This is a genomic window from Methylocystis parvus OBBP, assembly GCF_027571405.1.
Taxonomy (GTDB): domain Bacteria; phylum Pseudomonadota; class Alphaproteobacteria; order Rhizobiales; family Beijerinckiaceae; genus Methylocystis; species Methylocystis parva.
This window is the reverse complement of record NZ_CP092968.1, coordinates 2,126,805-2,152,651: the sequence shown is the minus strand read 5'-3', so window position 1 is coordinate 2,152,651 and position 25,847 is coordinate 2,126,805. Positions and strand designations below refer to the sequence as shown.

The window sequence follows — 25,847 nt, the reverse complement described above, 5'->3', positions numbered from 1 at the left end:
TGAAAGCGCAGGCATGGCGCGCGACGTCGATTTGATGCGGCTGGCGCTTCTGGAGCTGAAGCGCTTGCAGCGCTCCCCGCCGGAGGGCTTTCTTCTTCCGCTCGACGATATCGCCCACCGCCTGGAGCGTCCGCGGTCCGAACTCGTCGAGGCGCTCGAGCTGCTGCGCGAACTCGACTTCATCGAGGCGCCCGGCGCCTATTTCAACGGAGCCTGGATCTTCCGCAAGCTCACCAAGCGCGGCGACGAGCTTGCGGAACTCATCCTGGACGAGCGCGATTGGGGCAGGGTGAAGGAAGCTTATGCGGACTTGCTCGAACGCTGACGCCAATTCGCGCGCTTGTCGCGCAACCAGGCTTCAAGGCGTCGGCGCCGGCCGAGCCATTCCTGCCGGATCTGCGTCGCCCGCAGGCTGAAACGGTCGTTCGGCGGGATCGCCATATAACGTTCCGCAATTTCGGTGACGACGATGTCCGGCTTGACGCGCTCGACGAGTCCCCAATCGACATTGGCGGACCAGATGAATTCCAGCTCGCTGACGGTCTCCGCGAGCAGGGCTGTGAAATGAAAGGGGCTGACGCCCGAAAAGGAGTCCCCGAACAGCGTCAGCTTGCAGTCGTTGGGAGCCTTCGGGTTTTTGAAGATTGCGTGCGAACCGACATGTATCTCGCCGCCATATTCATGCGCCTCCAGGAGACGCACGACATTGTTGTGATAGACTCGGGTCGCGTCCTGAAGCCAGGTCACTTCGCGCACCGGCTCGTAAACCGGCGGGTCGAGCTTCGATCCGAGATCCAGCAGGCGCAGATCGTCGACGAAAGGCCGTTCGGCGAGCGCGGCGTTGCGCTCCAGACCGAGCGCATCGCAGAGCGTCTCGTAGCCGAGCAGACTGCCGATCGCATTCCAGTGCGTGTCCGTTCGAAAATAAAGGTCGACGCTGTCCCGATGCGCGCGCATCAGGGCGACGAGATCGACATAGCCATAGGCCGCAGGATCGCAGTCGAAGAGCTTGAGGAGGCGCAAGGCCGGCGCGAGATCGGGATCGACCAATGGCTCGGCCTGCTTGTGTCCGTAGATGGTGAGCTTTTCCGGGATCGCGATATGAGCGTAGCGGACGCCGAGCGCGTCGCAGCGTCGTTTGCGCGCGACAATCGTGTCACGCCAACCCTCGAGCGCGACGTCCGGCAGATGGCCGCCTTCGCGCTGATAAAGCGTGGTGACGAAATTCGACCCGCCGGTCAGAAACAGCCAATCGTCGAGCCCTTTGTGAACATGAAGGCTGGTCAGGCTCATTTTTCCGCGTCGCCCTTTGGATATGAAGGCTTGCGCGCAAAAAGGATCGTCGCGGCGGCGAGTTCGAATTGCTTGTCGATCGGAAGATCGCGCGCCCAGGGCTGCGCGAGCATGGGACCGGGGAAACCGACGAGGTCGCTCACCCGCAGCTTCAGGAAGGCTTTCTTCGCAGAAGGCGGCAATCCGTCCGCCCAGGCGCGCAATTGCCAGGCGATGGCCCAGACCGGATGCGTCGCCGGGTTTACTTCCTGCCGTTCGATCGAAAGATAGGGCTCGAACAATGTGCGCAGCCCTTCATGCGTCATGTTGAAATAATGATGCGGATAGCCGTGCAGCGGCTGCAGGAAAGGCACGCAGCATTTCAGCCATCCGCCGGGTTTCAGAACGCGCGCGATCTCCCGCGCGCAGGCGAATGGATCCTTCACATGTTCGAGCACCGCGATCGAAATCACGCCTTCGAACGAATCATCCTTGAAAGGCAGCCGATCCGCGACGCCGATGACATCCGTCGTCGGGTAGTCCTTCACCTCGAGATTGACGACGTTACTATAATAGACGGGCCGAAAACCGGCGCCGACGTCGAGCACAAGACCGTTCGCTGAGCCTTCGATGAGCGCGACGGTCTCGTCGTCATAGCCGTTCTCGCTGACGGGGATTTCATCGTCGAGGGCGTCTTTGGCCCGCTTGTCCGCGTCGAGGAAACAAAGTTTTCCGTTCGCGTCGAGCGGCGCCTGCGGGTCCGAAAGAAGCGGACGCAGCGCCGCAAGCTTTTGGACGCGAATGCCGGGGATGCGGCTCGCGCGGCGCTGTCGGCGATTCTGCAAGCGTCCCGCCGAGTTGAAATGCGCGCGAGCGGAGGGAAATATTCCTTGGGCGACCGCGTCCCTTACGTCCGGATTGGCCGCAAGATAACGCAGCTCGTCAAAATTTTCAGCCGTGGGGGTCTCTTCTTCCGGAACCTTCTGCCGGCGGCCTTCGGTCGCGCCAAATTTCCTGAAATGCGCCCAGCCGGAGGCGACTGTTCCAGCCTTGACAGCGGCCGCGACATCCGGATTGGCCGCCAGATAGCAGGATTCTTCGAAGGTTTCCTTTGTTGGAATCTCCTGAAGGGGCGCTGTCTGGTACGGATTCGTCATGCAAGAAACGCGGGGTTGCGGGGCCGGAGCTTTAACACAGGTCCGCCGCAAGGGAAAACTCGGCTCCCTCGTAACGCCGCGCGCCCGCCGCTTGGCCTTTCCTTGCGGGCGGAATATCTTGGCCGCGCAGGGAGGCGCCGGTCCGTCGCCATATCCGGGAGGGAAAAACATGCCGGAGAGCGAGGCGATAAAGGTGGAGGCCTTCTACCGATATGGCTATCGGGGTCACGACATGATCGCGATCCGATCGCCTTTCGCCGTCTCCGCCGATTCGGAAATGATCGGGCGCAGAATCCTTGTCGGCGAGAAGGAGCATCGCATTGTGGCGGTCAGGCGCCAGATTTCCGGCCCCATTCAAAAAGGCGAGCCGATCGGCGTCGAAATCGACAATCGTGGCTCCGTGCGTGACTCCGTGGTCAGGTCGCCCGGCGAATGAGGATATTGGGGCTGGGCCACAGCCACATCGTCGCGATTGCGAAAGGCTGCTACGAACTGCAGCACAAAGGCGCCACGATCGCCGGAGAGGCCTTCTCGTCGCGCTTCGTCTATCTGTATGAGCCGACGATCATGCCGACGATCGTCGAGGAGCCGGAGGGCGTGCGCATCAATCCGCAGCTCGCCGAGATCATCGCGGGCGAAGACGCGGCTTTCGGTCTCCTCTCGGTCGGCGGCAACGAACATATCGCCATGTCGGTGGCGCAGTCTCGCGGACCGGTCGATTTCGTGCTGGGCGACGATCCCGACCTGCCGCTCGCCGCGGACGCCTCAATCCTGCCCGAGGCCGCGGTGCGCGAAACCATGCGGGAGAAAATGGCGTTAACGCTCGGCGTTCTCGCTCTTTTACGCCGCGCGACGTCGATCCCGCTTTTTTGCCTGGAGCCGCCGCCGCCTCTTCCTGACGCACGCGTGCTCGCTTATCCAAAGGAATTCTTCCGCAAAGCCGTCGATCGCGGCAAGCTCTCTTCGGAGCTGTTCCGTTACAAGATGTGGCGGGTGCAGAGCGGTCTCTATCGGGCGGTCTGCGCGAGGGAAAACATCGAATTCGTCGCCGTTCCCGAACGCTTCGTCGCGCCGCCGGGCGTCCTTGCGCAGGAGGCCTGGGGCGCGGATGCGAGCCATGCGAACCAACTTTTCGGCGAGGCGATGGTCGCCAAAGCGATCGAGATGATGGAAGCGCGACTGACTGCAGCCCAAGCATGAAAAAGCATCCCTATTCCCGCCTGCCGGCCCATGCCTATTGGCGCCACGCCGTCGCAGAGGTCGCGCCAGACGAGATCGACCCCGTTGTCGACCCGCCATTCCGTGTCGGCGCCCGCGACCGGATCGTAACGGCAGGCAGTTGCTTCGCACAGCATATCGGCCGGCATCTCGCCGCAAGCGGGTGCAATTACCTCGTGACGGAGAAGGCGCACCCCTTTCTCACCGAGGGAGCGGCGCATGCGTTGAATTACGGCGTCTATTCCGCCCGCTACGGCAATGTCTACACCAGCCGGCAATTGCTGCAGCTTTTCGAGCGCGCCTATGGTCGCTTCACGCCAAAGGAGAATTATTGGGTTGAGCGGGCGGGGGTCGTCGTCGATCCCTTTCGCCCGCAGATACAGGAAGGCGGCTTCAATTCACAGCGCGAACTCGAACTTGACCGCGACGGTCACTTTGCGGCGGTCCGCGAGGCTTTTGAAACGCTCGACGCCTTCATTTTCACATTGGGACTGACCGAAGCTTGGCGGTCCCGCGAGGACAAGGCGGTTTTTCCCCTGTGCCCCGGCGTCGCCGGCGGCGACTATGCGCCGGCCCGGCACGAATTCGTAAATTTCGGCGTGGACGACGTCGTGGCTGATTTGACCGCTTTCATCGCCGCATTGGCCGCTGTCAATCCCGGCGCGCGCGTCATCCTCACCGTCTCTCCCGTGCCGCTCGTCGCGACGGCGGAGCGGCGCCATGTGACGGTTTCCACCATGGCGTCGAAATCCATTCTTCGTGTCGCCTGCGACATTCTCGAGCGCCATTTTTCCCATGTCGCTTATTTTCCATCTTACGAAATCGTCGCGGGCGGCTATGGCGGCCTCGACTATTTCGGACCCGACCGCCGTAGCGTCACGCCTGAAGGCGTCGCTCACGTCATGCGCGTCTTCGATCGCCGCTTCATCAAGCGCAATTTGGTGGAGGAGGCGCTTCGCCGTACGGCGCAGGCGCTGACGCCTGTAAAGCCGGGCGCTCCGGACGACGCGGTCGCGGAGGCGATGAGAGTGATGTGCGATGAAGAGGCGTTGGAGCTCGGGGCGACGCCGACGGCGGCTACGGAAGAGGATGAGCCCGGTGCGGAGCAATTGCAGGGGAGAAGCGAAGGTTGATGCGAGGTGGAAGCTTTATGGGTCAAGCCAGCCATATTGCTCTTCGACCGCTCGCGGGCCACTTTGACGCCGCCCGACTTGCAGGCAAAAGGACGCGCCATGCCTTTCCTTCGCGGCCTCCTGACGGCCGTTTGCTTTTTTGTTTCCTTTACCGCCGCTGCGGCGGCGCAGGAGTCGCACGCTGATTTCGTCGGCTCCGGCGCTTGCGCCTCCTGTCACGAGGCTCAGCATGGAGACTGGCTGCGGTCGCAGCACAAAGCGGCGATGCAGGAGCCGAGCGAGACGAGCGTCCTTGGCCGTTTCGATGGCGCGGCGTTCAAGAACGGCGCGTCCGAGACGATTTTTTTCAAGAAAGAGGGTCGATTCTTCATTCACGCCGCTGGGCCCGACGGCAAGCCTGGCGACTTCGCGGTCCGTTACGTCTTCGGCGTTGCGCCGCTTCAGCAATATTTGCTCGAGCTTCCCGGCGGACGCCTTCAGGCTTTCGGAATCGCGTGGGATTCGCGCCCCGCCGAGCAGGGCGGACAGCGCTGGTTCGATCTTTATCCGGACCGCAGGCTCGCGCCGGGCGACCCCTTGCACTGGACGGGGATCGACCAGAACTGGAACTATCAATGCGCTTGGTGCCATTCCACCAATCTGCGCAAGAATTACGATCCCGCTTCCAGCGCCTTCGCGACTTCCTTCTCCGAGATCAGCGTGGGCTGCGAGGCCTGTCACGGCCCGGGCTCCAACCATCTCGCCTGGGCCGCTTCGCCGTCGACGCCGACTTCGAACAGGGGCTTCGCCATCGGCCTTGCGCGGGGCGGGGTCAGCTGGCGGATAGAGGACGGCGTTGCTGCGACCCGGACGGGTCCTCCCGCGGGCGACAAGGAGGCTCTCATCTGCGCGGGCTGCCATTCGAGGCGTCAGCAATTTTCCGACGACCCACTTGCGGCGGCGCGCTTTTACGACGCTTTTCGTCCCGTGACGCTTGAAGCCGGACTTTACCATCTCGACGGTCAGCAACGCGACGAAGTCTATAATTTCGGCTCCTTCCTGCAGAGCCGCATGCATGGGGCGGGCGTGACCTGCGCGGACTGCCACAATCCTCATTCGGGCAAATTGCGTCTCGCGGGCTCCGCGGTTTGCGGTCAGTGCCACGCGGCCAATGTCTTCGACGCGCCCGCGCATCATCACCACCAGAAGGATTCCGCCGGCGCGCAATGCGCCAACTGCCACATGCCGACGACGACCTATATGGGCGTCGACAAACGGCATGATCATTCGATGCGAATTCCCCGTCCCGATCGCACGGCCTCTCTCGCGACGCCCAACGCCTGCAACGCCTGCCATGACGGCAAGAGCGCAGCCTGGGCGGTCGAGGCGCTCAAATCCTGGGGCGCGGGGTCGAGGCCGGGCGCGCAGAACTTTGCGGAGGCTTTTCACCTCGCCGACGCCAATGCGCCGGGGGCGCAGACGGCGCTGGCGAAGATCGTCTCGGACGATACGCAGTCCGCCATCGCGCGGGCGAGCGCGCTGCAGCGCCTCAGCCAGACGCCGACGGCGGCGGCGTTAGAGGCCGCGAAAGGCGCGCTCGCCGACAAATCTCCGATGGCGCGCGCCGCGGCCGTCGCCGTCTTCGCCAACGCCGACGCCGCGACGAAGCGGGACGCGCTCGCGCCGCTCCTTTCCGACGATACGCGGCTCGTCCGGATGGACGCGGCCCGCGCCCTTGCCGGCGAGGCGGAGGCGGCGCTCTCCGAGATCGAACGCGCCTCTTTCGAGAAAGCGCTGGCGGAATACGAAGCCGGCCAGCGGTTCAACGCCGAGCGGCCGGAATCCCAGGCTAATCTGGGCGCGCTCTATGTTACGCGCGGCGATCCGGCGCAAGCGCGGGCCGCCTATGAGAAGGCGCTCGCCCTCGACCCGACATTCGCGCCCGCCGCGATTTCGCTTGCCGACCTCCTGCGGAGCGGCGGCGACGAGGCTGGGGCCGAAGGGCAGCTGCGCAAGGCCTTCCTGCGTAATCCGGAGTCGGGCGCGTTGGCGCATGCGCTTGGGCTGAGCCTCATCCGGCAAAAGAGGCTTCCGGAGGCGATGGCGAATCTGGAGGAAGCCGCGCGGCTGGCGCCCGACGACGCCCGCTTCGCCTATGTCTATGGCGTGGCGCTCCACGACGCCGGCGCGGCGCAAAAAGCGATTGAGACGCTGCGCCGCGCTTTGTCCGCTCACACCTTCGATCGCGACATTCTCACAGCGCTCGCTTCCTACGAGGCGGAGGAAGGCGATGTCGCGGCCGCCTTGCCGCATGCGGAGCGGCTGGCGGAATTGGAGCCGGAGGACCAATCGCTTAGGGCTTTCGTCAACGCGCTTCGGGCCCAGGGCCCGAAGCGGGATCAAGCGCGATAACGCACACGTCATGCGTGTGTGACGCTCCCCATTGCGCTTGCGCCTTAGGGGCCGAGACTGTGGCTGAATGGCCACGTCCGCCGACTATCTCCCGTTCCTTGGCAGAATCGCCGACGGCCTCCGGGACTCTCGTATAAGTTTAGCCGCACTCAGGCGGCCTATCTCAGGTCATGGCCGCTCAAGCAAAATTTCAGGCGCCAAGAGAGCCAAGAGAAATGTTGAAACGCTTCAAGGCCCGATTCCTGCTCGCCGCGAGCGTGCTGCTCGTTTCGCCCGCCGTCGCCGCCGACCTCCCCGCCAAAAAGGCGCCGCCGTCCGCGCCGCCGGTCTTCACCTGGACAGGCCTTTATGTCGGCATGAACGCCGGCTACACATTCGCCGCGAGCGATCCGATCAATCTGTCGAGCGCCAATCTCTTCGACAACACGCTCCTGAATTTCGGTCCCGCTTCGGCGCTCGGCGCCACGGGAACGGTACGCGCGCGACTCGACGGTTTCTTTTTCGGCGGACAGATCGGCTATAACTGGCAATTCTCGGAGCGCTTCGTCGCAGGCGTCGAAGCGGACATTCAAGGCGCCGGCGTTCGCGGCGGCAACGGTCAGGTCAGCATTTGGCCCGCGCCCTTCGGGTTCGCCGCGACAAGCTTCAAAGTCAACCGCCAGCTCGAAAATCTCGGAACGGTGCGGGCGCGTCTCGGCTATGCGGCGACGCCCACGATCATGGCTTATGTCACGGGCGGCTTTGCCTATGGCGGCGCAAATCTCTCGGGCGCCGTGACGCAGGCTTTGCGCCCCTCGACGCTCACCTCGGACACGGTGCGCGGCGACCATTACGACATGCTCGCCGGCTGGACGGTCGGCGCGGGCGCCGAAATGGCGCTGGGGCGCAATCTCTCCGCCAAGCTCGAATATCTCTATTACGACCTTGGCGAGCTCTGGCTCGGCAACCCCTCGCTCGCGCATCGCAACGCGCTGCTCGGCGCGACGCCGATCGTCGACGCCACATATGCGCATACGCGCTTTGCGGGCCATGTGGTGCGCACCGGCCTCAATTACCGTTTCGACTCCACCATCCCGGAGACGCATGGCTCAGCCGCGTCGCCGCAATTCGCGGCTCTGGAGCGCCCGAAATATGAAGGCTGGCGCTGGCTGGCGATGCCCTATGTCTGGGTCATCAACATGAACGGCACGATGCTGTTGCGCAACGAGACCGTTGCGGCCGACGCGACCTTTATCGACGCCATCGCCAAGAGTTCTTCCTTCCCGCTCGCTTTCATGGGGCGCGTCGAGACCTCGAACGGTCCGTTCTTCGCCTATGGTGATCTCGCCTGGGCGCGCATTCGTTTCGCGGGCTCCACGCTCTCGCTGCGTTCGCCGATCGCCGATCTCGCCGTCGCCGCAAGCGTCAGCGGCCATTTGCGCCAGACGGTCGCTATTGGCGAAGCGGGCTTCGGCTACGAGCTTGCGCGTTTCAAGCTATTGAGCGCGCCGGCCTCCTTCACCGCTTTCGACGCCTATGCCGGTCTGCGCTACGCCAATATCGGGCTCAATCTCAACGCCAGCGCGGTCGCTGCGGCGAATTTGCCCCTGCTCGGCGTCGAGCAGATCGGCGGCAGGAGCGTGATCGGCTCGGGCGCGCTTTGGTGGATCGATCCGGTCATCGGCGTGCGCATGCGGCACAGCTTCGCGCCGGGCAGCCAATTCGAAGCGCGCGCCGACATTGGCGGTTTCGGCGCGGGCAGCAAATTCAGCTGGCAGTTCTATGGCGGCTATAATTACGATTTCCAATTCAACGGGATGAACCTGACCGGGCTGATCGGCTATCGGGCGCTCGGCATGGATTTCGCCAAATGGGCGGACGGCCGCCAGAACGGAATCAATGCGGTGATGCACGGACCGGTCACCGGCGTCGGAATGAAGTTCTAAAAGCTGCGGTCAACGTAGTTTTGGATCGACGTATTTTTGCCTGAGCGGAGCTTGGGAGCGGTCGCCGCAACAGGCTGGCGCCGAACAGGCGTCGACGCCCGCTGGCTACGCCGGCAGCATGACCACCTTCGTCTTGACCGGGGTTCGTGAATAGAGGTCGATCATGTCCTGGCTGAGGAGGCCGGTACAGCCGCTCGTAATGCCGTTCCCGATCGTCTCGGGGTCGCTGGTGCTGTAGATTGTGTAGACCGTGTAGACGCCGTTCTTATAAAGATAGAGCACGCGGGCGCCGAGCGGATTGTCCAGACCGCCCGGCATGCCGCCGGCATATTGGCGCGCCTCCGGCTGGCGCGCCATCATCTCCTTGGGCGGCGTCCAGACGGGCCATTCGGCCTTGCGCCCGACATAAACTTCACCGCTCCACAGGAAGCCGGGGCGGCTGACATTGGCGCCGTAACGCGTGGCGTATCCGTCGCCTTCAACGCGGTAAACATAGTAATTGGCGGGGTCGATGATGATCGTCCCGGGCGCTTCCTTGGTGTCGTAGCGCACTTTCTGGCGAAAATATTTCGGATTGATCTTGTTGACGTCGACCGCGGGAATCGGGAACTTCTCGCTGGGGACCGGCCCGTAAAGCTTCGCCGCTTCGGCGCGCATGTCGTCGGACGTCACGCAACCGGAGAGTCCCAGCGCGCCGAGACCGGCGGCGGAGCCGGACAGAAACGACCGGCGGCTGAGACGCCCCGACCGAAGGCCGAGCAGAACTCTCTCGTTTCTTTCGCCGGCGTCGGCAATCCCGTTGTCCACGATCATGATTTTGAAGTTTCCACGTACTGTCGCCCAGCCAAAGAATACTCCAGCATAAACCCGCTGGAGGTCTTTGCTAAGCTGAAATTGCCGTCACACGGCTCAATTGGCAAGCTCGGGGCTTTGCCGCGCGGCGCTCGCCATGCGTCAAAGTCGAAAATCCCACGCGGTCTCGCAGTCTCATAGTGGAGCCAAACGTTAGATTTCGACCTCTTGTAGCCAGCCCAGGTTAAAAAATTGGCCGCTCCTCGCGCAGTCGAGCGGCGCCGTCGCTCCCAATCTTTCCCGAACGTCATGCAATCGTCTAACAAATGACTGGAACGTTCTTTCTTTTCGAAAAGCGTTTACGCATCGTCAAAGCTAAGCGCAGCTGTAAGTCTCAATTTCGGACCCATCGCAACTTTGCGTTGGCAATCATTGCGCCTCGCTGCTAGCCTTCCTTGCGCTATGCAATTTATTTTGGAGGATGCGGATGTCCAGTTTGTCCTCGGAAGACGTCATTCGAAGGAGAGCGGCCGAGGCCGCGACGTTACATGAAAAATGGGGCTGGATGGTCGCCTTCGGCGCCTTTCTCGTCCTTGCCGGGTTCGTCGCTCTCGGCAGCGTCGTCGGTTCGACGGTTTTGACGGTAATCTTCGTCGGCGCCGCCATGATCGTCAGCGGCCTCGTTGAAATCGCCTATGCTTTCGCGGTTCGATCCTGGAAGAAATTCTTTCTCTGGATCCTCATCGGCTTGCTCTATGTGGTCGGAGGCGGCGCGGTCGTCGCCAATCCTTTGCTCGCCGCGGGTTTCCTCACGCTGCTCCTGGGCGCCGGCCTCGTCGCCTCGGGCATCGTGCGGACCTTCCTCGCTTTTCAGCTTCCAAAGAACGCGCCTCGGGGTTTCGTCGTATTTTCCGGCGTGATCACGCTGCTTCTTGGCGGCGTCATACTCGCGAAATGGCCCTATTCCAGCCTCTGGGTGCTCGGCACGTTTCTCGGCGTCGATCTGATCTTCGCGGGCGCGAGCTGGATGGGTTACGGCCTTTCTTTGAAGCGCGCCGAGGGCGACGCCGAGGCGGTCGGCGTGATTGGAGATGAAAGTAGGAGCGATTCCATGCAAAACGGGTTTGGTAAGGAGTTCGGCCGCAAGCTTTTCGCGGAATTTCTTGGCACGTTCTGGCTGGTGTTCGGCGGCGTCGGAAGCGCCCTTATTTCCGCCGGGTTTCCGCAGCTCGGCATCGGCTTCACCGGCGTCTCGCTCGCATTCGGCCTCACCGTGTTGACCGGCGCCTACGCCTTCGGCCCGATTTCAGGGGGGCATTTCAATCCGGCGGTTTCGCTCGGCCTCGCGACGGCCGGCCGCTTCTCATGGAAAGAGCTTGGTCCCTATTGGCTCGTGCAGGTGCTCGGCGCGACTTTCGCCGCCTTCGTGCTGTTGAAAATCATGCAGGGCAATATTGATTTCTCGCTGGCCAACGGCTTCGCGGCCAATGGCTATGAGGATCATTCGCCTGCGGGTTATACGTGGCAGTCGGGCTTCCTCATCGAGACCGTGCTGACGACTTTCTTCCTGCTCGTCATCCTCGGAACGACGGAAGGCCGCGCGCCGGTAGGCTTCGCGCCCCTCGCGATCGGCCTTGCTCTGACGCTGATCCATCTCGTCGACATCCCGGTCACCAACGCCTCGGTGAATCCGGCGCGCTCGACCAGTCAGGCGCTCTTTGTCGGCGGCTGGGCGCTGGAGCAGCTTTGGCTGTTCTGGGTGGCGCCGCTTCTCGGCGGCCTCATTGGCGGGCTCATCCATCGCTTCGCGCTTGCCGACGACGCGTAACCGCTGCTTCTGCTTGCGACGAACGGGTCCGGTCGCCATAGCCGGGCTCGTTTTCTTTGGAAGAGGGACTCATGCGCCTTTTCGCCGCCGCTGTTTTTCTGCTCGGATCGCTGCTCGCCCCGGCGTCATTCGCCGCCCCGACGCTGACGGGCCGTTACCGCGTCGTGGCGATCGCTGGCGCGGATGGGTTGGATGCGGCGCGAACCCACGCGGAATTCGCGACGAACGGCCGCTTCGCCTCGACGATCGGCTGCAACCGCATCGCCGGCGCGCCGACGATTGCCGGTTCGGATCTGACCTTCGGGCCTATGGCGACGACGCGCATGGCCTGTCCGCCGCCGCTCGATCAGGTCGAGCGCGCTTATCTCGAAGCGCTCCGCAATGTGCGCGGCTACAGGCTGTCTGGCGAAACGCTCCTCTTCCTTGGAGAGGACGGCGAGGCGCTCGTCACGCTGAAGCGCGCGAAGTAGCGCTATTCCTTTCCATTCGCCTCGAGGCGACGCTCCGCGAGGCGCGCCGCCTCGGCGCCCGAGAGCATGGCGCCGTTGAAGCCGTGCTCGCCGCCAAAAGCCGAAGCGAGATAGAGCCCGCCGACCGGCGTCGCCGGCGTGCGGGGAAAGCCCATCAGGATCGGCGCCTCAGGCGGCAGCGGCGCGAAGCCGTAGACGGCGCCTTCCGGCGTGTTGAGATAGCTGGACATCGAAAAGGCGTTGAGCAGCATGCGCGACGTCACGAGGCTGGAGAAGCCGGGATATTCCCTCTCCAGCCGCTCCTGGATCGCGTCGAGCCAGGCCTCGCGCCGCGCGACGGCGTCTTCCTTGGGGACGCCCTTCCAATTGTCCAGACGATCGAGGCCGAGCACGCTCAAGAGGATCAGCGGCTCGTCCCAGAGCCCGGCGTCGACGGCGGTGAAATTCGAGATGGCGTGCAGCGGCAACTCGCCTTTGGGCATATCCGCCATCGCCGCGGCGCCGTCGCCATATTGGTCGAAGCGTCCCATGGACGAGGGCAGGGCGATCGAGAGGAAATCGGTCATTCCCACGGTCGAGGGCTTGGCTTTCAAGCCGAAATTCGCCGAGAAGAGCGAGGTCGAGAGTGGGCGGTCGCCAAAGGCGTCGTCCATCCTGGCGCGGGCGGGCGCGTCCATCATCGCCGCCGCGACGGAGGGCGCGCAATTGGCCATCACCACGCGCGCCTCGATGCGCTCTTCATTGTCGTTCGTGCGCCGCGCGACATGGCGGATGGCTGTCGCGTTTCCGTCGGCGTCCGTCTCGATCTGCGTGACGAGGCGGCCCATGCGCACGGCGCCGCCCGTTTTGGTGATGCATTTGGCGAGTTTGAGACTGAGCTGCCGTGAGCCGCCCTTGATATAGGCGCCGCCCGAAGCGATGTAGCCGCCCTGCGCGATGGCGTAGAAAATCCACCAGAGCTTGCGCGGATCGTCGCCGTAATAAACGAGATTGGCTCCGAGCGCGCATTTCAGCGCCTCCGCGCCAGCGAAGTCGCGCGTGAAGATCTCGTCGAGCGAATTCATCCATCCGTCGGCCGCGGGCTGCACTTCCCAGAGCCCGCGCGAGAATTTGGCGAGCGAGCCTTCCTCGCGCGCCTGTTTCATCGTCCACATGGCGTCGTGAATCTGCTCGACTTCGCTGAGGAAGCGTTTGATCGCCGCGTTCTTGTCGGGAAAGCGCGCGGCGAGCGCGTCATGCGCCGCCTCGAAACCGACAGGCAAGGCGAAGCTGTCGCCGACGGGGCCGCCTTTCACTGTGTAAAGCGGGCCGGTGGGTCGCCACTCGATCTCGTCGAGAATGCCGAGCTGGCTCAGAATGTGATGTTTCACGTCGCGCGGATTGCGCGCGTCGGACGTCTGATGGAGCGAGGCCTCGACCCAAAGATCGCCGACCTTGTAAACGGAGGCGGCGCCGCCAATGCTGAAATTGCGTTCGAGCAGGCAGACGCTGTAGCCGGCGTTGGCGAGCAGGGCGCCCGCGGTGAGGCCGCCCAATCCGGAGCCGATCACCACGGCGTCGTATTTCTTGTCGCTCATCGGGAAGTCGTCGCCTCTTTGTGCAATTGCCCGCTTATGAGCGGATGCGGTCTGGTCAAAGTCTGAGTCGGGCCCAACATAACATGGCGCGGCGCGAGGTCGCCGCCCCATTCGAGGAAGCGTCAATGGCGGATGAAATCTTCCCGGTTACGCGCACGGACGAAGAGTGGCGCGCGCGCCTGACGCGCGAGCAGTATGACGTGATGCGGCGGCATGGAACGGAGCGCCCGGGAAGCTGCGCCCTCAATCACGAGAAGCGGCGCGGCGTCTTTCAATGCGCGGGCTGCGATCAACCGCTGTTCCGCTCGGGCGATAAATTCGAAAGCGGCACGGGCTGGCCGAGCTTCTTCGATCCGCTGCCGGGCGCGCTCGGCTCCACAATCGATCGCAGCTACGGCATGGTGCGGTCGGAAGTGCATTGCAGCCGATGCGGCTCGCATCTCGGGCATGTTTTTCCCGACGGGCCGCCGCCTACCGGACTGCGCTATTGCATCAACGGCGTGGCGCTGAATTTCATTCCCGAGACGGAGTCCGTTCGATAAGCTGCGGCAATCGCGCGATAGAGATTCGCGCTGCGACAGCCCGCTGCGACAAAAAAAATTTTCTCCGGCCTGTTTCTCCGCGATTGATCCCGCCCATACCCCCATCCAGGATGGGAGCGGGCGGGCGCGCATTGACCGGAAATGAACAGATTGTCTGTTTTTATCCCCACCATGTCGGCCGGACGCGCTTTTCAATGAACGGCCGAATCCTTGATAAAACTCATTTGAACCCCTTTTTCGCTATCCTGCCTCTTTGGGTAGGCTGTGGGTAGCTGCCCACCCCGGCTTGTCGAATATGTCCGGATTGCCGAACCGTTCTTCCGGCGAATGGGAGAGGCGCGATTGCTGCGCTGCAACGTCGCGCGATCAATCCGGCGCGCCTCCTTGACGGGCAATTTTTATTGCCGTCATACGGAGCGCTACAATCACGACGTTCGACGGGCTCATTGCGCGCGAGGGCGGGGCCGGGCTCCTGCCGGGCCTCAACGGGCGAAAGCGAGCCTGTTACGATCGTTGATGTTGGCGGGGCGGGAGCCGCCCGCCCAGTCACGAAACGCGAAACGGGCGGATTGCGCCTTTATCCGTGAGCGGCTGAAAAAAATTTGAGGGTCCGCGGACACGGGCTCGAGAGGGAGTGGAGCTATATGTCGTCTACTACGTCAGCCGCCGCGCCGGGCGCGAGCGGGAAAGACAATCAGCACCTTTCGCCCAAATCGGATATCGAGATTTCCCAGGCCGCCAAGATGCGGCCGATCATCGACGTGGCGCGCGACAAGCTCGGCATTCCGGCCGAATATGTGCAGCCCTACGGCCATTACAAGGGCAAGATCGCCCTCGATTACATCGCCTCGCTCGAAAGCAGGCCGAACGGCAAGCTGATCCTCGTCACGGCGATCACGCCCACGCCCGCCGGCGAAGGCAAGACGACGACGACGGTCGGCCTCACCGACGGCCTCAATCATATCGGTAAGAAGGCGCTTTGCTGCCTGCGCGAGCCGTCCCTCGGCCCCTGCTTCGGCGTGAAGGGCGGCGCGGCCGGCGGCGGTTACGCCCAGGTCGTGCCGATGGAGGACATCAACCTCCACTTCACCGGCGACTTCCATGCGATCGGCGCGGCGAACAATCTGCTCGCGGCGCTGATCGACAATCACATCTACTGGGGCAATCAGCCCGCGATCGACTCGCGCCGCGTCTCCTGGCGCCGCGTCGTCGACATGAACGACCGCGCTTTGCGCTCGATCGTCTCGTCGCTTGGCGGCGTGTCGAACGGCTTCGCCCGCGAGGACGGCTTCGACATCACGGTCGCCTCCGAAGTGATGGCGATCTTCTGCCTCGCCTCGAACTTCTCCGATCTTCAGCAGCGTCTCGGCAACATCATCGTCGGCCAGACGCGCGAGAAGAAGAGCGTGCGCGCTTCCGAGGTGAAGGCCGCCGGCTCCATGGCCGCGCTGCTCAAGGACGCCATCTCGCCGAACCTCGTGCAGACGCTCGAGAACAATCCGGCGATCATCCATGGCGGGCCCTTCGCCAACATCGCGCATGGCTGCAACTCGGTCATCGCCACCAAGGCGGGCTTGAAGCTCGCCGACTATGTGGTGACGGAAGCCGGCTTCGGCGCCGATCTCGGCGCGGAGAAATTCTTCGACATCAAGTGCCGCAAGGCCGGCCTCAAGCCCGACATCACCGTGATCGTCGCGACGATCCGCGCGCTCAAGATGCATGGCGGCGTCGCCAAGGACGATCTGAAGGCGGAGAATGTCGCGGCGGTCGAGAAGGGCTTCGAGAATCTGAAGCGCCATATCGGCAATGTCCGCAAATTCGGCGTGCCCGTGCTCGTGTCGATCAATAAATTCTCGTCGGACACGCCGGCCGAGATGGAAGCGCTCGACAAGCTCTGCAAGTCGGAGGGCGTCGATTGCGTCGTGGCCGACAATTGGGGCTCCGGCGGCGCCGGCGCGGCGGATCTCGCCACGGCCGTCGTCAACACGATCGAGTCGCAGCCTTCCAACTTCAAGCCGCTTTATCCGGACGACATGCCGCTCGCGGAGAAGGTGCGCACCATCGCCAAGGAGCTCTACGGCGCCGCGGACATTTCCTACGATTCGAGCATCAAGACCCGCTTCGCGGAGCTGGAGAAGGAAGGCTTCGGGAAATTCCCGGTCTGCGTCGCCAAGACGCAATACAGTTTCTCGACGGATCAGAACGCCAAGGGCGCGCCCTCGGGCCATGTCATTCCGATCCGCGAGCTGCGTCTTTCCGCGGGCGCCGAGTTCGTCGTGGTCGTCTGCGGCGACATCATGACGATGCCGGGCCTGCCGAAGGTCCCGGCCGCCAACAATATCGCTGTGGATTCGAACGGCCGCATCGCCGGCCTGTTCTAAACCGCTTCGACAACGCGAAAACCGCGGCGTCCGGCTGGCGCCGCCGGTCGAGCCAATCCCGTAAAACCATACGCTCAAGGAGCCTCTAAATGCAGAATTCCCGCGTTCCCGGCAGAAACTTCCTCTTCGTGCCGGGCCCGACCAATCTGCCGGATCGCATCGTGCGCGCCATGGCGGTCGCGTCGGAAGATCATCGTTCCCCGACCTTCCCCGATCTCGTGAAGCCGCTCTTCCCGGGCCTCAAGAAAGTTTTCGGCACCGAGAAGGGCCACGCCTTCATCTTCCCGGCGTCCGGCACCGGCGGCTGGGAAGCGGCGATCACCAACACCCTGTCCCCCGGCGACAAGGTTCTCGCCCAGCGCTTCGGCCAGTTTTCGCATCTGTGGATCGACCTCGCCAACCGTCTCGGTCTCGAAGTCATCAAGCAGGAGCGTCCGTGGGGCACGGGCAATGATCCGGAGCTGATCGAAGAGACGCTGAAGGCGGACAAGAATCACGAGATCAAGGCCGTGTTCGCCACGCATAACGAGACCGCCACGGGCGTGTCGTCGGACATTGCGGCGGTGCGCAAGGCGATCGACGCCGCCAAGCATCCGGCGCTGCTCTTCGTCGACGGCGTGTCCTCGGTCGCCTCGCTCGAGTTCAAGATGGACGAATGGGGCGTGGACGTCATCGTCTCCGGCTCGCAGAAGGGCTTCATGCTCCCGGCCGGCCTGCTGCTGATGGCGGCGAGCCCGAAGGCGATCGACGCGGGCAAGACCAACAAGGGTCGCCGCGCCTATTTCGAATTCCAGGACATGATCGCGCAGAACGCCAACGGCTACTTCCCCTACACGCCGTCGGTTCCGCTGCTGTACGGCCTCAAGGAGTCGCTCTCGATCCTGTTCGAAGAGGGGCTCGATCAGGTCTATAAGCGCCATCATCACCTCGCCGAAGGCACGCGCGCGGCCGTCGCGGCCTGGGGTCTCAAGACCTGCGCCAAGGAGCCGAAGTGGAATTCGGACACCGTCACCGCCATCGTGGTTCCGGAAGGCTATGACGCGGTCAAGGTCATCGAGACCGCCTATAAGCGCTACAATCTCGCCCTCGGCGCCGGTCTGTCGGAAGTCGCCGGCAAGGTGTTCCGCATCGGCCATCTCGGCGACCTCAACGAACTGATGCTGCTCGGCGCCATCGCCGGCGCGGAAATGGCGATGCTCGACAACGGCATCAAGATCGAGGCCGGCTCCGGCGTCGCGGCGGCTCAGGCCGTCTTCCGCGCCAATCCGCTGCTCAAGATGTAAGAGCGAGTAGCGAATAGGGAGTAGCGAGTAGCGGATTAAGGGAAGATGCGAATTCTATTCGCTATTCGCCATTCGCTACTCGCTCCCCAACTCAGAAAAATGTTTCGGGGAGCTTCATCATCATGTCGCACAAGATCGTCTTTCTCGACCGCGAAACGCTCGACGCCAATGTGCGCGCACCCAACTTCCCGCACGAATATACGGAATACGCCCAGACCTCGGTCGATCAGATCGTCGAGCGCGCCAAGGACGCCGACATCATCATCACCAACAAGGTTCCGCTGCGCGAGCCGGTGCTGAAGCAGCTTCCAAAGCTGAAGCTGATCGCCGTCGCCGCAACGGGCACGGACGTGATCGACAAGGCCTACACCACGGCCAATGGCGTCACGGTCTCGAATATCCGCAACTACGCCTACAACACGCTGCCCGAGCATGTCTTTGCGCTGCTCTTCGCGCTGCGCCGCAATCTCGTGAATTACGTCGACAGCGTGCGCCGCGGCCGGTGGGGCTACGCCAACCAGTTCTGCTATTTCGACTATCCGATCTATGACATCGCCGGCTCGACGCTCGGCATCATCGGCTATGGCGCGCTCGGCAAGCAGGTTCAGACCCGCGCCGAGGCGCTGGGCATGAAGGTGCTCGTCAACGACATCACGGACATCCCCGGCAAGGTCGACGTCGCGACCATCCTGCGCGAGTCGGACGTCATCACGCTGAACATTCCGCTGACGCCGGCGACGAAGGACATGATCGGCGCGAAGGAGCTCGCGTCGATGAAGAAGACCGCCAGCATCATCAACACGGCGCGCGGCGGCATCATTGACGAGGAAGCTCTTGCCGACGCCCTGCGCAAGGGCGTGATCGCCGGCGCGGCCCTCGACGTGCTCACCGTCGAGCCGCCAAAGAACGGCAATATTCTGCTCGATCCGACGATCCCGAACCTCATCATCACCCCCCACGTCGCCTGGGCGTCGAAGGAGGCGATGCAGGTTCTCTCGGATCAGCTGGTCGATAATATCGACGCCTTTGTCGCGGGCGAGCCGCGCAACGTCGTGACGGCGTAAGGCATGAACAAAGGTTCCGTCATTGCGAGCGAAGCGAAGCAATCCAGAGCCGCAACCACCTCGCTGGATTGCTTCGTCGCTTCGCTCCTCGCAATGACGGGGAAGCGGCGAGACGTCCGCCAACGAACGAGACGCATATGACCAAGAAGCTTCTTTTCCTTTTCGACACCGATCCCGTCGCCAGCGTCTTCGACACGGTCGTCGGCTATGACGGCGGCGCCGATCACATCATCGGCTATGGCGGCGTCGATACGAAGAATGTCGGCGCTCTGGTCGACGGCTGCATCTATACGCGCGGTCCCAAAGAGAAGCAGTTCACGGCGATCTTCGTCGGCGGCGGCTCCATGGTCGCGGGCGAGGCCGTGTTCAAGGCGGTGAAAAAGCGCTTCTTCTCCAACTTCCGCGTTTCCGTGATGCTCGACTCGAACGGTTCGAACACCACGGCCGCAGCGGGCGTCGCGCTGCTCGCCAAGGCGGGCGATCTCAAGGGCAAGAAGGCCGTCGTTCTCGCCGGCACGGGCCCCGTCGGGATGCGCGCCGCCGCCATGCTGAACATCGAAGGCGCCGAGGTCGCCATCACCTCGCGCGAGCAGGCGCGCGCCGACGCCGCCGCCAAGGCTATTTCCGAGCGTTTCGGCTTCACGCCGAAGGCTGTCGAAGCCAAGGACAACGCCGCCCGCGCCGAGGCGATCAAGGGCGCGCAGGTCGTCTTCGGCGCCGGCGCGATCGGCGTCGAGCTGCTCGCGGAAAGCGATTGGAAGGACAATCCGACCGTCGAGCTCATCGCCGATTGCAACGCCCAGCCGCCGCTCGGCATCGCCGGCGTCGAGGCGATCGACAAGGCCAAGGAGCGCCACGGCAAGATCGTGATCGGGGCCCTTGGTCTCGGCGGCCTAAAACTGAAGCTGCACCGCGAATGCGTCGGCAAGCTCTTCGAGAGCGCCGACAAGGTGTTCGATTGCGAAAACATTTACGCCCTTGCGAAAGAGCTGGCCTGATATGAGCGCGAAGACGGAAACGATCGGCAAATTCCTCGACGAGTTGGCGAGCAGCGCGCCGACTCCCGGCGGCGGCGGCGCGGCCGCGCTCTCGGGCGCCATGGGCGCCGCGCTTGTGTCGATGGTCTGCAATCTGACGATCGGCAAGAAGAACTACGAGGCCGTCTCCGAGGATCTCAAAAAGACCCTCGCCCGCGCCGAAGAGCTGCGCGAAAAGCTGACCCGGGGCATCGACGAGGACGTCGTCGCCTTCAACACGCTGATGGGCGCCTACGGCCTGCCCAAAGCCACGGACGAAGAGAAGGCCGCGCGCACCGCCGCGATTCAGGAAGCGCTGAAGGCCGCGACGCTTGCGCCGCTCGCCACCTGCAAGGTCTGCTACGAGGTGATCGCGCTCTCCAGGGAAGCCGCCGACAAGGGCAATCTGGGCGTCATCAGCGACGCGGGCGTCGCGGTGCTCGCGGCCAATGCCGGCCTACGTTCCTGCGCCCTCAACGTCTTCATCAACGCCAAGTCGATCAAGGATCGCGATTTCGCCGAGAAGCAACTCGCCGAGGTCAACGCGCTTCTCGCCAAGGCGGCGGCCGAGACGGAAGCGGTCTATGATGTGGTGCGCGGAAAGATCGGCTAGTGGCGAGCGTAGGATCCCTACCCCCGGTCCTTCCCCTTCCAGGGGGAGGATTAGGGAGGGGGTCCACGCCTTGGTCGAAACGACTCGCCAGCCTCGAGATCGGCGGCTGACGCCTCGCGCGCCGGCCGCCCAATAAACGCGAAGAACCGCGAGGGAGAAACCGATGGACGTCCACGAGTATCAAGCCAAGGAAATTCTGGCGGCCCATGGCGTCGCGATTCCGCCCGGCACCGTGGCTTTCAGCCCGGATCAGGCGGTCTACGCCGCGACCGAGCTCGGCGGCTCCCATTGGGTCGTGAAGGCGCAAATTCATGCGGGCGCGCGCGGCAAGGCCGGCGGCGTCAAGCTGTGCCGCACCTATCATGAAGTGCAGCAGGCGGCGCGCGACCTTCTCGGCAAGCGCCTCGTGACGTCGCAGACCGGACCGGAAGGCAAGCCGGTGCAGCGCGTCTATGTCGAGGTCGCCGATCCCTTCGAGCGCGAAATCTATCTCGGTTACGTTCTCGACCGTAAGTTGGAGCGCGTGCGCGTCATCGCCTCCAAACATGGCGGCATGGACATCGAGGAAATCGCCCGCACGGCGCCGGACGAGCTGCTTCAGGTGATCGTCGAGCCGGCGGTCGGCCTCCAGCAGTTCCAGGCGCGCGAACTCGCTTTTCAGCTCGGCCTCAATCTCAAGCAGGTCTCGCGCGCGGTGCAGACGATCATGGGCGCCTATCGCGCCTTCCGCGACAATGACGCGACCATGCTCGAGATCAATCCGCTCGTCATCACCAAGGACGACAAGGTTCTCGCGCTCGACGCGAAGATGTCCTTCGACGACAATGCGCTGTTCCGCCGCCGCAACATTGTCGACATGAACGATCCCTCGCAGAGCGATCCGCGCGAGGCGCAGGCGCATGAGCACAGCCTGAACTATATCGGCCTCGACGGCGAGATCGGCTGCATCGTCAACGGCGCCGGCCTCGCCATGGCGACGATGGACATGATCAAGCACGCCGGCGGCAATCCGGCGAACTTCCTCGACGTCGGCGGCGGCGCGTCGCCGGAGCGCGTGGCCAACGCCTTCCGTCTGGTGCTCTCCGACCGCCGCGTGAAAGTCGTGCTCGTCAACATCTTCGCGGGCATCAATCGCTGCGACTGGGTTGCGCAGGGCGTCGTCGACGCGGTGCGCGCCGAGCGCATCGAGGGCGTGCCGCTCGTCGTCCGCCTCGCCGGAACGAATGTCGAAGCCGGCAAGAAGATCATCGCAGAGAGCGGCATTCCGATCATCCAGGCCGATACGCTGGCGGAAGCCGCGCAAAAGGCCGTCGCCGCCTGGCAGAGCGTGAAGTAAGCGCCGGGGAAGGACATCATGAGCATTCTCATCGACGAAAAGACCCCGATCCTCATTCAGGGCATCACCGGCGACAAGGGCAGTTTCCACGCCAGGGAGATGATCGACTACGGCAGCAATGTCGTGGCGGGCGTCACGCCGGGCAAGGGCGGCAAGGTCCATCACGGCGTGCCGGTGTTCAACACCGTGAAGGAAGCGGTGAAGGCGACGGGCGCGCAAGCCTCCATCACCTTCGTCGCGCCGGCCTTCTGCGCCGACGCGATCATGGAGGCGGCGGACGCCGGCATCCGCCTGATCTGCTCGATCACCGACGGCATTCCTGCGCAGGACATGATGAAGGTGAAGCGTTATTTCCTGCGCTTCCCCAAGGATCGCCGCCCGATGCTGGTCGGTCCGAACTGCGCCGGCATCATCTCGCCCGGCAAGGCCATGCTCGGCATCATGCCCGGCCATATCTACAGCCAGGGCAAGGTCGGCCTGATCTCGCGCTCCGGCACGCTCGGCTACGAAGCGGCGTCGCAGTTGAAGGAAGTCGGCCTCGGCATCTCGACCTCGGTCGGCATTGGCGGCGATCCGATCAACGGCTCGTCCTTCCTCGATCACCTCGTCCTCTTCGACAAGGACCCCGAGACGGAAGCCGTGCTGATCATCGGCGAGATCGGCGGTCCGCAGGAGGCCGAGGCCTCGGCCTGGATCAAGGAGAACTTCTCCAAGCCCGTCATCGGCTTCGTCGCCGGCATGACGGCCCCCAAGGGCCGCCGCATGGGACATGCCGGCGCGATCATCTCCGCGGCCGGCGACAGCGCCGCCGAAAAGACCGAGATCATGAAGTCCTACGGCCTTGCCGTCGCGCCCAATCCGGCGGAATTCGGCACGACCGTCGCGAAAGTGCTCAAGCGCGCCTGACGCGCCGAAGAGCGAGCCTTCGCGCCATCGCGAAGGTTTGCGCGGCCGTCCTCTCATGAAGGGTTTGCGCCGGTTTTCATCGGCGCCGACCATCCACCGCCGGCAAGGCGTTCTCGCACGCGCAGGGAGTCCTCATGACCGCCGAGACACAGAACACGAGATCCGCGATGGCCATGCCCTCCGCTTTCGCGACGCGTTCTGTGACCGAGGCGTCGGCCTTCCTGCGTGAGCAACTGCTCGCGGTCATCCGCCGCCACATGCCGGAGATCGAGGCGGTCGTGCGGGACAGCAAGGCCGGCGCGGGCCTCGCGCCCCGGCAGATGGCGCGGGCGCTGCAGGCGCAGGGCATTCTCTTCCAACTCGTTTCGATCGCCGAGCAGGCCTACGCCATGCGCCGCCGTCGCCGCATCGAGCGCGAGAAGGGCCATGACAAGCTGCTCGGCACTTTCGACTATGTGCTCTCCAGCGCCGCGAACGCCGGCGTGCCGGCGTCGGAAGTCCATGCGCAATTGCATACGCTTCGCATCCGCCCGGTCATCACCGCGCATCCGACGGAAGCCAAGCGCGTTTCGATCCTCGAGAAATATCGCCGCATCTATCTGCTGATGCGCGAACTCGAATCCACTCGCTGGACCGACCGCGAGCGCGAGGCGCTGGTGAAATCGGTCTATGACCAGGTCGAGCTTCTGTGGCTCACCGGCGAATTGCATCTCGAAAAGCCGACCGTCGAGCATGAAGTCGCTTGGGGGCAGCATTTCTTCCAGGAGAGCATTTTCGACCTCGCGCCGGAAATGTTGTCTTCTTTCGAGCGCGCGCTGAAGCGTCATTATCCGCAAGAGAAATTCGAGGTCACGCCCTTTTTCCAGTTCGGCTCCTGGATCGGCGGCGACCGCGACGGCAATCCCTTCGTCACCAATGAGGTGACGCGCCGCACGATGAAGCAGAACGCGACCGCGAGCCTGAATTATTATCGCAACCGCGTCGTCGATCTCGTGCGCATGCTGTCGATCAGCGAGCGCGCCGCCATCGTCCCGCCAGCCTTCAAGGAAGAGCTCAACCGCCGTCTCGCCGAGCTGCATGACGGCGCCGCGATCGCGCAGCGCAATTTCAACGAGCCCTATCGTCAGTTCGTCACGACGATCCTGCGCAAGATCGACAATACGCTCGCCGCGACGAATGACGAGCCGACCTCCGGCCCGCGCTACACCAGCGCCGACAAGCTCATCGGCGATCTGCTCCTGCTCGAATTCGTCCTGGCCGAAGCCAAGAGCGAGGCGCTCGCGACCGATCTCGTGCGCCCGCTGCGCCGCGCGGTGGAAATTTTCCGCTTCAGCACCGTGCGCCTCGACATTCGCCAGAACACGACGCGCACCACATCCGCGCTGCATGAAATCTGGCGCAAGAAGACGGGCGGAGAGACGCCGCCGGAAACGACGTCCGAAGACTGGCGCGCCTGGCTGCTGAAAGAACTGGAGACGCCGCGCGGCGCGCCGATCCCGCGCGATGCGCTTTCGGCGGACACGCGCGACGTCATCGAAATGTTCGAGGTCGTCGCCGATATGCGCGCGCGTCTCGACCGCGAGGCCTTCGGCAGTTTCATTCTGTCGATGACGTCCTCGGCCAATGACGTCATCGGCGTCTATCTCCTCGCCAAGGAGGCCGGCCTCTTCTCCGACGCCGCTGGCGTCGATCATGTCACGCTGCCGATCGTGCCGCTTTTCGAGACGATCGGCGATCTGCAGGATGCGCCGGCTATCATGCGCGACCTGCTGCAAATCCCGGTCGTCCGCCGCAGCACCCATGCGCAGGGCGATCTGCAGGAAGTGATGATCGGCTATTCCGACTCCAACAAGGACGGCGGCTTCCTCTCGTCGAACTGGGAGCTGTTCAAGGCGCAGGCGCGTCTCACCGAAGTCGGGCAGGAGATGGACATCGCCATCGCCTTCTTCCACGGCCGCGGCGGCTCCGTGTCGCGCGGCGGCGCGCCGACGGGCCACGCCATCGCGGCGCAGCCGGCGGGCTCGATCCGCGGGCGCTTCCGCGTCACGGAGCAGGGCGAGGTCGTCTCCTTCAAATACGCCAATCGCGGCACGGCGGGCTATCAGATGGAGCTGCTCGCCTCCTCCGTCTTCGCGCATGCGCTGAAGTCGGAGCGCGAGGACGCGCTGGTGCCGCGCAAGGATTTCGACGAGGCGCTGGAGGAAATCTCCTTCGCGTCCTTCGCCGTCTATGAGCGGCTCGTGAGCGACCCCGATCTCGTGACCTATTTCCAGGCCGCGAGTCCGCTCGAGGAGATTTCGCTTCTCAATATTGGCTCGCGCCCGGCGCGCCGCTTCGGGGCCAAGAGCCTCGCCGATCTGCGCGCGATTCCGTGGGTCTTCGCCTGGGCGCAGAACCGCCACTCCATCACCGGCTGGTATGGCGTCGGCTCCGGCCTCAAGGCTTTTCTGGAGGCGCGCGGCGATCGCGGGCTCGAATTGCTTCGCTGGATGTTCGAGGATTCGCGACTCTTCCGCCTCATCATGGACGAGGTCGAGAAGACGCTCGCAACCGTCGATCTCGCGATCGCGAAGCAATATGCCAGCCTCGTCGCCGACGAAGCCGTGCGCGAGAAAATCTACAAGCTCATCGAAGACGAGTGGCGTCTGACGCACGACATGGTGCTGCGCGTGACAGGCGACCGCATGCTCACCGAGCGCTTCAAGGAATATGAGGCGCGCTTGACCCACCGCCTGCCGGTCATCAACGAGGTCAATCGCGAGCAGGTCGAATTGCTGCGCCGTTTCCGTTCGGCGCAGGACGAACAGGAGAAGGAGGACGTGAAGGTGCCTCTGCTCATCTCCATCAGTTGCATCGCCGCAGGCCTCGGGGCCACTGGCTAAGTGCATCCTGGCGCGCTTCCGGGTTCCGTTCATTTCGGCGGGGAGCGCTTACAAACCTGAG

Annotated in this window: 21 protein-coding genes and 1 pseudogene; 18 read left to right on the top strand and 4 right to left on the bottom strand. The window is 63.7% G+C overall.

Going from position 1 to position 25,847, the window contains the following annotated elements; all coding sequences use genetic code 11:
- Positions 1 to 13: 13 nt before the first annotated feature.
- Positions 14 to 325 (top strand): hypothetical protein, encoded by a 312-nt coding sequence (locus MMG94_RS10560; RefSeq protein WP_016921620.1) that lies wholly within the window; start codon positions 14 to 16, stop codon positions 323 to 325.
- Here MMG94_RS10560 and MMG94_RS10555 read toward each other — a convergent pair.
- Together MMG94_RS10555 and MMG94_RS10550 are read right to left on the bottom strand one after the other, a co-directional pair.
- Complete coding sequence (locus MMG94_RS10555) at positions 301 to 1,293, bottom strand: alginate O-acetyltransferase AlgX-related protein (RefSeq protein ID WP_016921621.1); 993 nt, start codon at positions 1,291 to 1,293, stop codon at positions 301 to 303. The genes MMG94_RS10560 and MMG94_RS10555 overlap by 25 nt on opposite strands.
- The gene (locus tag MMG94_RS10550) at positions 1,290 to 2,429 is read right to left on the bottom strand and encodes a methyltransferase domain-containing protein (protein ID WP_016921622.1); all 1,140 of its coding nucleotides are present in this window, start codon (positions 2,427 to 2,429) and stop codon (positions 1,290 to 1,292) included. Before MMG94_RS10550 ends, MMG94_RS10555 begins: the two co-directional genes overlap by 4 nt.
- A gap of 169 nt (positions 2,430 to 2,598) precedes the next feature.
- On the opposite strand from MMG94_RS10550, the gene MMG94_RS10545 reads away from it, so the two are divergent.
- From MMG94_RS10545 to MMG94_RS10525, 5 genes are all read left to right on the top strand, one after another.
- On the top strand, positions 2,599 to 2,865 hold the full coding sequence (locus tag MMG94_RS10545) for a hypothetical protein (protein ID WP_016921623.1): 267 nt from the start codon (positions 2,599 to 2,601) through the stop codon (positions 2,863 to 2,865).
- Complete coding sequence (locus MMG94_RS10540; protein ID WP_016921624.1) at positions 2,862 to 3,629, top strand: hypothetical protein; 768 nt, start codon at positions 2,862 to 2,864, stop codon at positions 3,627 to 3,629. The genes MMG94_RS10545 and MMG94_RS10540 overlap by 4 nt, the downstream gene beginning before the upstream one ends.
- Positions 3,626 to 4,780, top strand: a complete 1,155-nt coding sequence (locus tag MMG94_RS10535; RefSeq protein WP_016921625.1) for a GSCFA domain-containing protein — start codon at positions 3,626 to 3,628, stop codon at positions 4,778 to 4,780. The genes MMG94_RS10540 and MMG94_RS10535 overlap by 4 nt, the downstream gene beginning before the upstream one ends.
- A 99-nt stretch (positions 4,781 to 4,879) precedes the next feature.
- Positions 4,880 to 7,171, top strand: coding sequence for a tetratricopeptide repeat protein (locus MMG94_RS10530; RefSeq protein ID WP_154419847.1), 2,292 nt, complete (start codon positions 4,880 to 4,882; stop codon positions 7,169 to 7,171).
- Positions 7,172 to 7,386: 215 nt separating this feature from the next.
- Positions 7,387 to 9,096: an outer membrane protein gene (locus tag MMG94_RS10525; protein WP_016921627.1), complete on the top strand. Its 1,710-nt coding sequence runs from the start codon at positions 7,387 to 7,389 to the stop codon at positions 9,094 to 9,096.
- Positions 9,097 to 9,201: 105 nt separating this feature from the next.
- On the opposite strand, the gene MMG94_RS10520 is transcribed toward MMG94_RS10525, so the two are convergent.
- Positions 9,202 to 9,909, bottom strand: coding sequence for a L,D-transpeptidase family protein (locus MMG94_RS10520; RefSeq protein ID WP_016921628.1), 708 nt, complete (start codon positions 9,907 to 9,909; stop codon positions 9,202 to 9,204).
- A 460-nt stretch (positions 9,910 to 10,369) separates the two neighbouring features.
- Between MMG94_RS10520 and MMG94_RS10515 the strand changes: the two are divergent.
- The 3 genes and pseudogenes from MMG94_RS10515 to MMG94_RS10505 all read left to right on the top strand — a co-directional run.
- A pseudogene (locus tag MMG94_RS10515) lies at positions 10,370 to 10,777 on the top strand (HdeD family acid-resistance protein); the annotation flags it as partial.
- Between the two features lie 222 nt (positions 10,778 to 10,999).
- Positions 11,000 to 11,716: an aquaporin Z gene (gene aqpZ, locus MMG94_RS10510; protein ID WP_026016501.1), complete on the top strand. Its 717-nt coding sequence runs from the start codon at positions 11,000 to 11,002 to the stop codon at positions 11,714 to 11,716.
- 71 nt (positions 11,717 to 11,787) lie between these two features.
- On the top strand, positions 11,788 to 12,186 hold the full coding sequence (locus tag MMG94_RS10505; RefSeq protein WP_016921630.1) for an META domain-containing protein: 399 nt from the start codon (positions 11,788 to 11,790) through the stop codon (positions 12,184 to 12,186).
- Between the two features lie 2 nt (positions 12,187 to 12,188).
- On the opposite strand, the gene MMG94_RS10500 is transcribed toward MMG94_RS10505, so the two are convergent.
- Positions 12,189 to 13,763 carry a phytoene desaturase family protein gene (locus tag MMG94_RS10500; RefSeq protein ID WP_016921631.1) on the bottom strand — a complete coding sequence of 525 codons (1,575 nt, stop codon included), beginning with the start codon at positions 13,761 to 13,763 and terminating at the stop codon, positions 12,189 to 12,191.
- A gap of 125 nt (positions 13,764 to 13,888) precedes the next feature.
- Between MMG94_RS10500 and msrB the strand changes: the two genes are divergently transcribed.
- From msrB to MMG94_RS10455, 9 genes are all read left to right on the top strand, one after another.
- Positions 13,889 to 14,305 (top strand): peptide-methionine (R)-S-oxide reductase MsrB, encoded by a 417-nt coding sequence (msrB, locus tag MMG94_RS10495; RefSeq protein WP_026016502.1) that lies wholly within the window; start codon positions 13,889 to 13,891, stop codon positions 14,303 to 14,305.
- Positions 14,306 to 14,949: 644 nt separating this feature from the next.
- A complete protein-coding gene (locus MMG94_RS10490) occupies positions 14,950 to 16,686 on the top strand; it encodes a formate--tetrahydrofolate ligase (protein WP_016921633.1) in 1,737 nt (578 codons plus the stop codon).
- Positions 16,687 to 16,775: 89 nt separating this feature from the next.
- Entirely contained in the window at positions 16,776 to 17,969 is a 1,194-nt protein-coding gene (locus tag MMG94_RS10485; RefSeq protein WP_016921634.1) for an aminotransferase class V-fold PLP-dependent enzyme, read from the top strand.
- Positions 17,970 to 18,091: 122 nt separating this feature from the next.
- The gene (locus MMG94_RS10480) at positions 18,092 to 19,033 is read left to right on the top strand and encodes a D-2-hydroxyacid dehydrogenase (RefSeq protein ID WP_016921635.1); all 942 of its coding nucleotides are present in this window, start codon (positions 18,092 to 18,094) and stop codon (positions 19,031 to 19,033) included.
- Positions 19,034 to 19,170: 137 nt separating this feature from the next.
- Complete coding sequence (locus MMG94_RS10475) at positions 19,171 to 20,031, top strand: NADP-dependent methylenetetrahydromethanopterin/methylenetetrahydrofolate dehydrogenase (protein WP_154419849.1); 861 nt, start codon at positions 19,171 to 19,173, stop codon at positions 20,029 to 20,031.
- A 1-nt stretch (position 20,032) separates the two neighbouring features.
- Positions 20,033 to 20,662, top strand: a complete 630-nt coding sequence (gene fchA, locus MMG94_RS10470; RefSeq protein WP_016922079.1) for a methenyltetrahydrofolate cyclohydrolase — start codon at positions 20,033 to 20,035, stop codon at positions 20,660 to 20,662.
- Between the two features lie 163 nt (positions 20,663 to 20,825).
- Complete coding sequence (locus MMG94_RS10465; protein ID WP_016922078.1) at positions 20,826 to 21,998, top strand: malate--CoA ligase subunit beta; 1,173 nt, start codon at positions 20,826 to 20,828, stop codon at positions 21,996 to 21,998.
- An 18-nt stretch (positions 21,999 to 22,016) separates the two neighbouring features.
- Positions 22,017 to 22,904 carry a succinate--CoA ligase subunit alpha gene (sucD, locus tag MMG94_RS10460; RefSeq protein ID WP_016922077.1) on the top strand — a complete coding sequence of 296 codons (888 nt, stop codon included), beginning with the start codon at positions 22,017 to 22,019 and terminating at the stop codon, positions 22,902 to 22,904.
- Between the two features lie 134 nt (positions 22,905 to 23,038).
- A complete protein-coding gene (locus tag MMG94_RS10455) occupies positions 23,039 to 25,786 on the top strand; it encodes a phosphoenolpyruvate carboxylase (RefSeq protein WP_016922076.1) in 2,748 nt (915 codons plus the stop codon).
- Positions 25,787 to 25,847 lie beyond the last annotated feature (61 nt).

Bases quoted from the DNA above. Each gene is read 5' to 3' on its own strand.
- MMG94_RS10560 (WP_016921620.1), top strand. From the start codon at position 14: ATGGCGCGCGACGTCGATTTGATGCGGCTGGCGCTTCTGGAGCTGAAG.
- MMG94_RS10555 (WP_016921621.1), bottom strand. From the start codon at position 1,293: ATGAGCCTGACCAGCCTTCATGTTCACAAAGGGCTCGACGATTGGCTG.
- MMG94_RS10550 (WP_016921622.1), bottom strand. From the start codon at position 2,429: ATGACGAATCCGTACCAGACAGCGCCCCTTCAGGAGATTCCAACAAAG.
- MMG94_RS10545 (WP_016921623.1), top strand. From the start codon at position 2,599: ATGCCGGAGAGCGAGGCGATAAAGGTGGAGGCCTTCTACCGATATGGC.
- MMG94_RS10540 (WP_016921624.1), top strand. From the start codon at position 2,862: ATGAGGATATTGGGGCTGGGCCACAGCCACATCGTCGCGATTGCGAAA.
- MMG94_RS10535 (WP_016921625.1), top strand. From the start codon at position 3,626: ATGAAAAAGCATCCCTATTCCCGCCTGCCGGCCCATGCCTATTGGCGC.
- MMG94_RS10530 (WP_154419847.1), top strand. From the start codon at position 4,880: ATGCCTTTCCTTCGCGGCCTCCTGACGGCCGTTTGCTTTTTTGTTTCC.
- MMG94_RS10525 (WP_016921627.1), top strand. From the start codon at position 7,387: ATGTTGAAACGCTTCAAGGCCCGATTCCTGCTCGCCGCGAGCGTGCTG.
- MMG94_RS10520 (WP_016921628.1), bottom strand. From the start codon at position 9,909: ATGATCGTGGACAACGGGATTGCCGACGCCGGCGAAAGAAACGAGAGA.
- aqpZ (WP_026016501.1), top strand. From the start codon at position 11,000: ATGCAAAACGGGTTTGGTAAGGAGTTCGGCCGCAAGCTTTTCGCGGAA.
- MMG94_RS10505 (WP_016921630.1), top strand. From the start codon at position 11,788: ATGCGCCTTTTCGCCGCCGCTGTTTTTCTGCTCGGATCGCTGCTCGCC.
- MMG94_RS10500 (WP_016921631.1), bottom strand. From the start codon at position 13,763: ATGAGCGACAAGAAATACGACGCCGTGGTGATCGGCTCCGGATTGGGC.
- msrB (WP_026016502.1), top strand. From the start codon at position 13,889: ATGGCGGATGAAATCTTCCCGGTTACGCGCACGGACGAAGAGTGGCGC.
- MMG94_RS10490 (WP_016921633.1), top strand. From the start codon at position 14,950: ATGTCGTCTACTACGTCAGCCGCCGCGCCGGGCGCGAGCGGGAAAGAC.
- MMG94_RS10485 (WP_016921634.1), top strand. From the start codon at position 16,776: ATGCAGAATTCCCGCGTTCCCGGCAGAAACTTCCTCTTCGTGCCGGGC.
- MMG94_RS10480 (WP_016921635.1), top strand. From the start codon at position 18,092: ATGTCGCACAAGATCGTCTTTCTCGACCGCGAAACGCTCGACGCCAAT.
- MMG94_RS10475 (WP_154419849.1), top strand. From the start codon at position 19,171: ATGACCAAGAAGCTTCTTTTCCTTTTCGACACCGATCCCGTCGCCAGC.
- fchA (WP_016922079.1), top strand. From the start codon at position 20,033: ATGAGCGCGAAGACGGAAACGATCGGCAAATTCCTCGACGAGTTGGCG.
- MMG94_RS10465 (WP_016922078.1), top strand. From the start codon at position 20,826: ATGGACGTCCACGAGTATCAAGCCAAGGAAATTCTGGCGGCCCATGGC.
- sucD (WP_016922077.1), top strand. From the start codon at position 22,017: ATGAGCATTCTCATCGACGAAAAGACCCCGATCCTCATTCAGGGCATC.
- MMG94_RS10455 (WP_016922076.1), top strand. From the start codon at position 23,039: ATGACCGCCGAGACACAGAACACGAGATCCGCGATGGCCATGCCCTCC.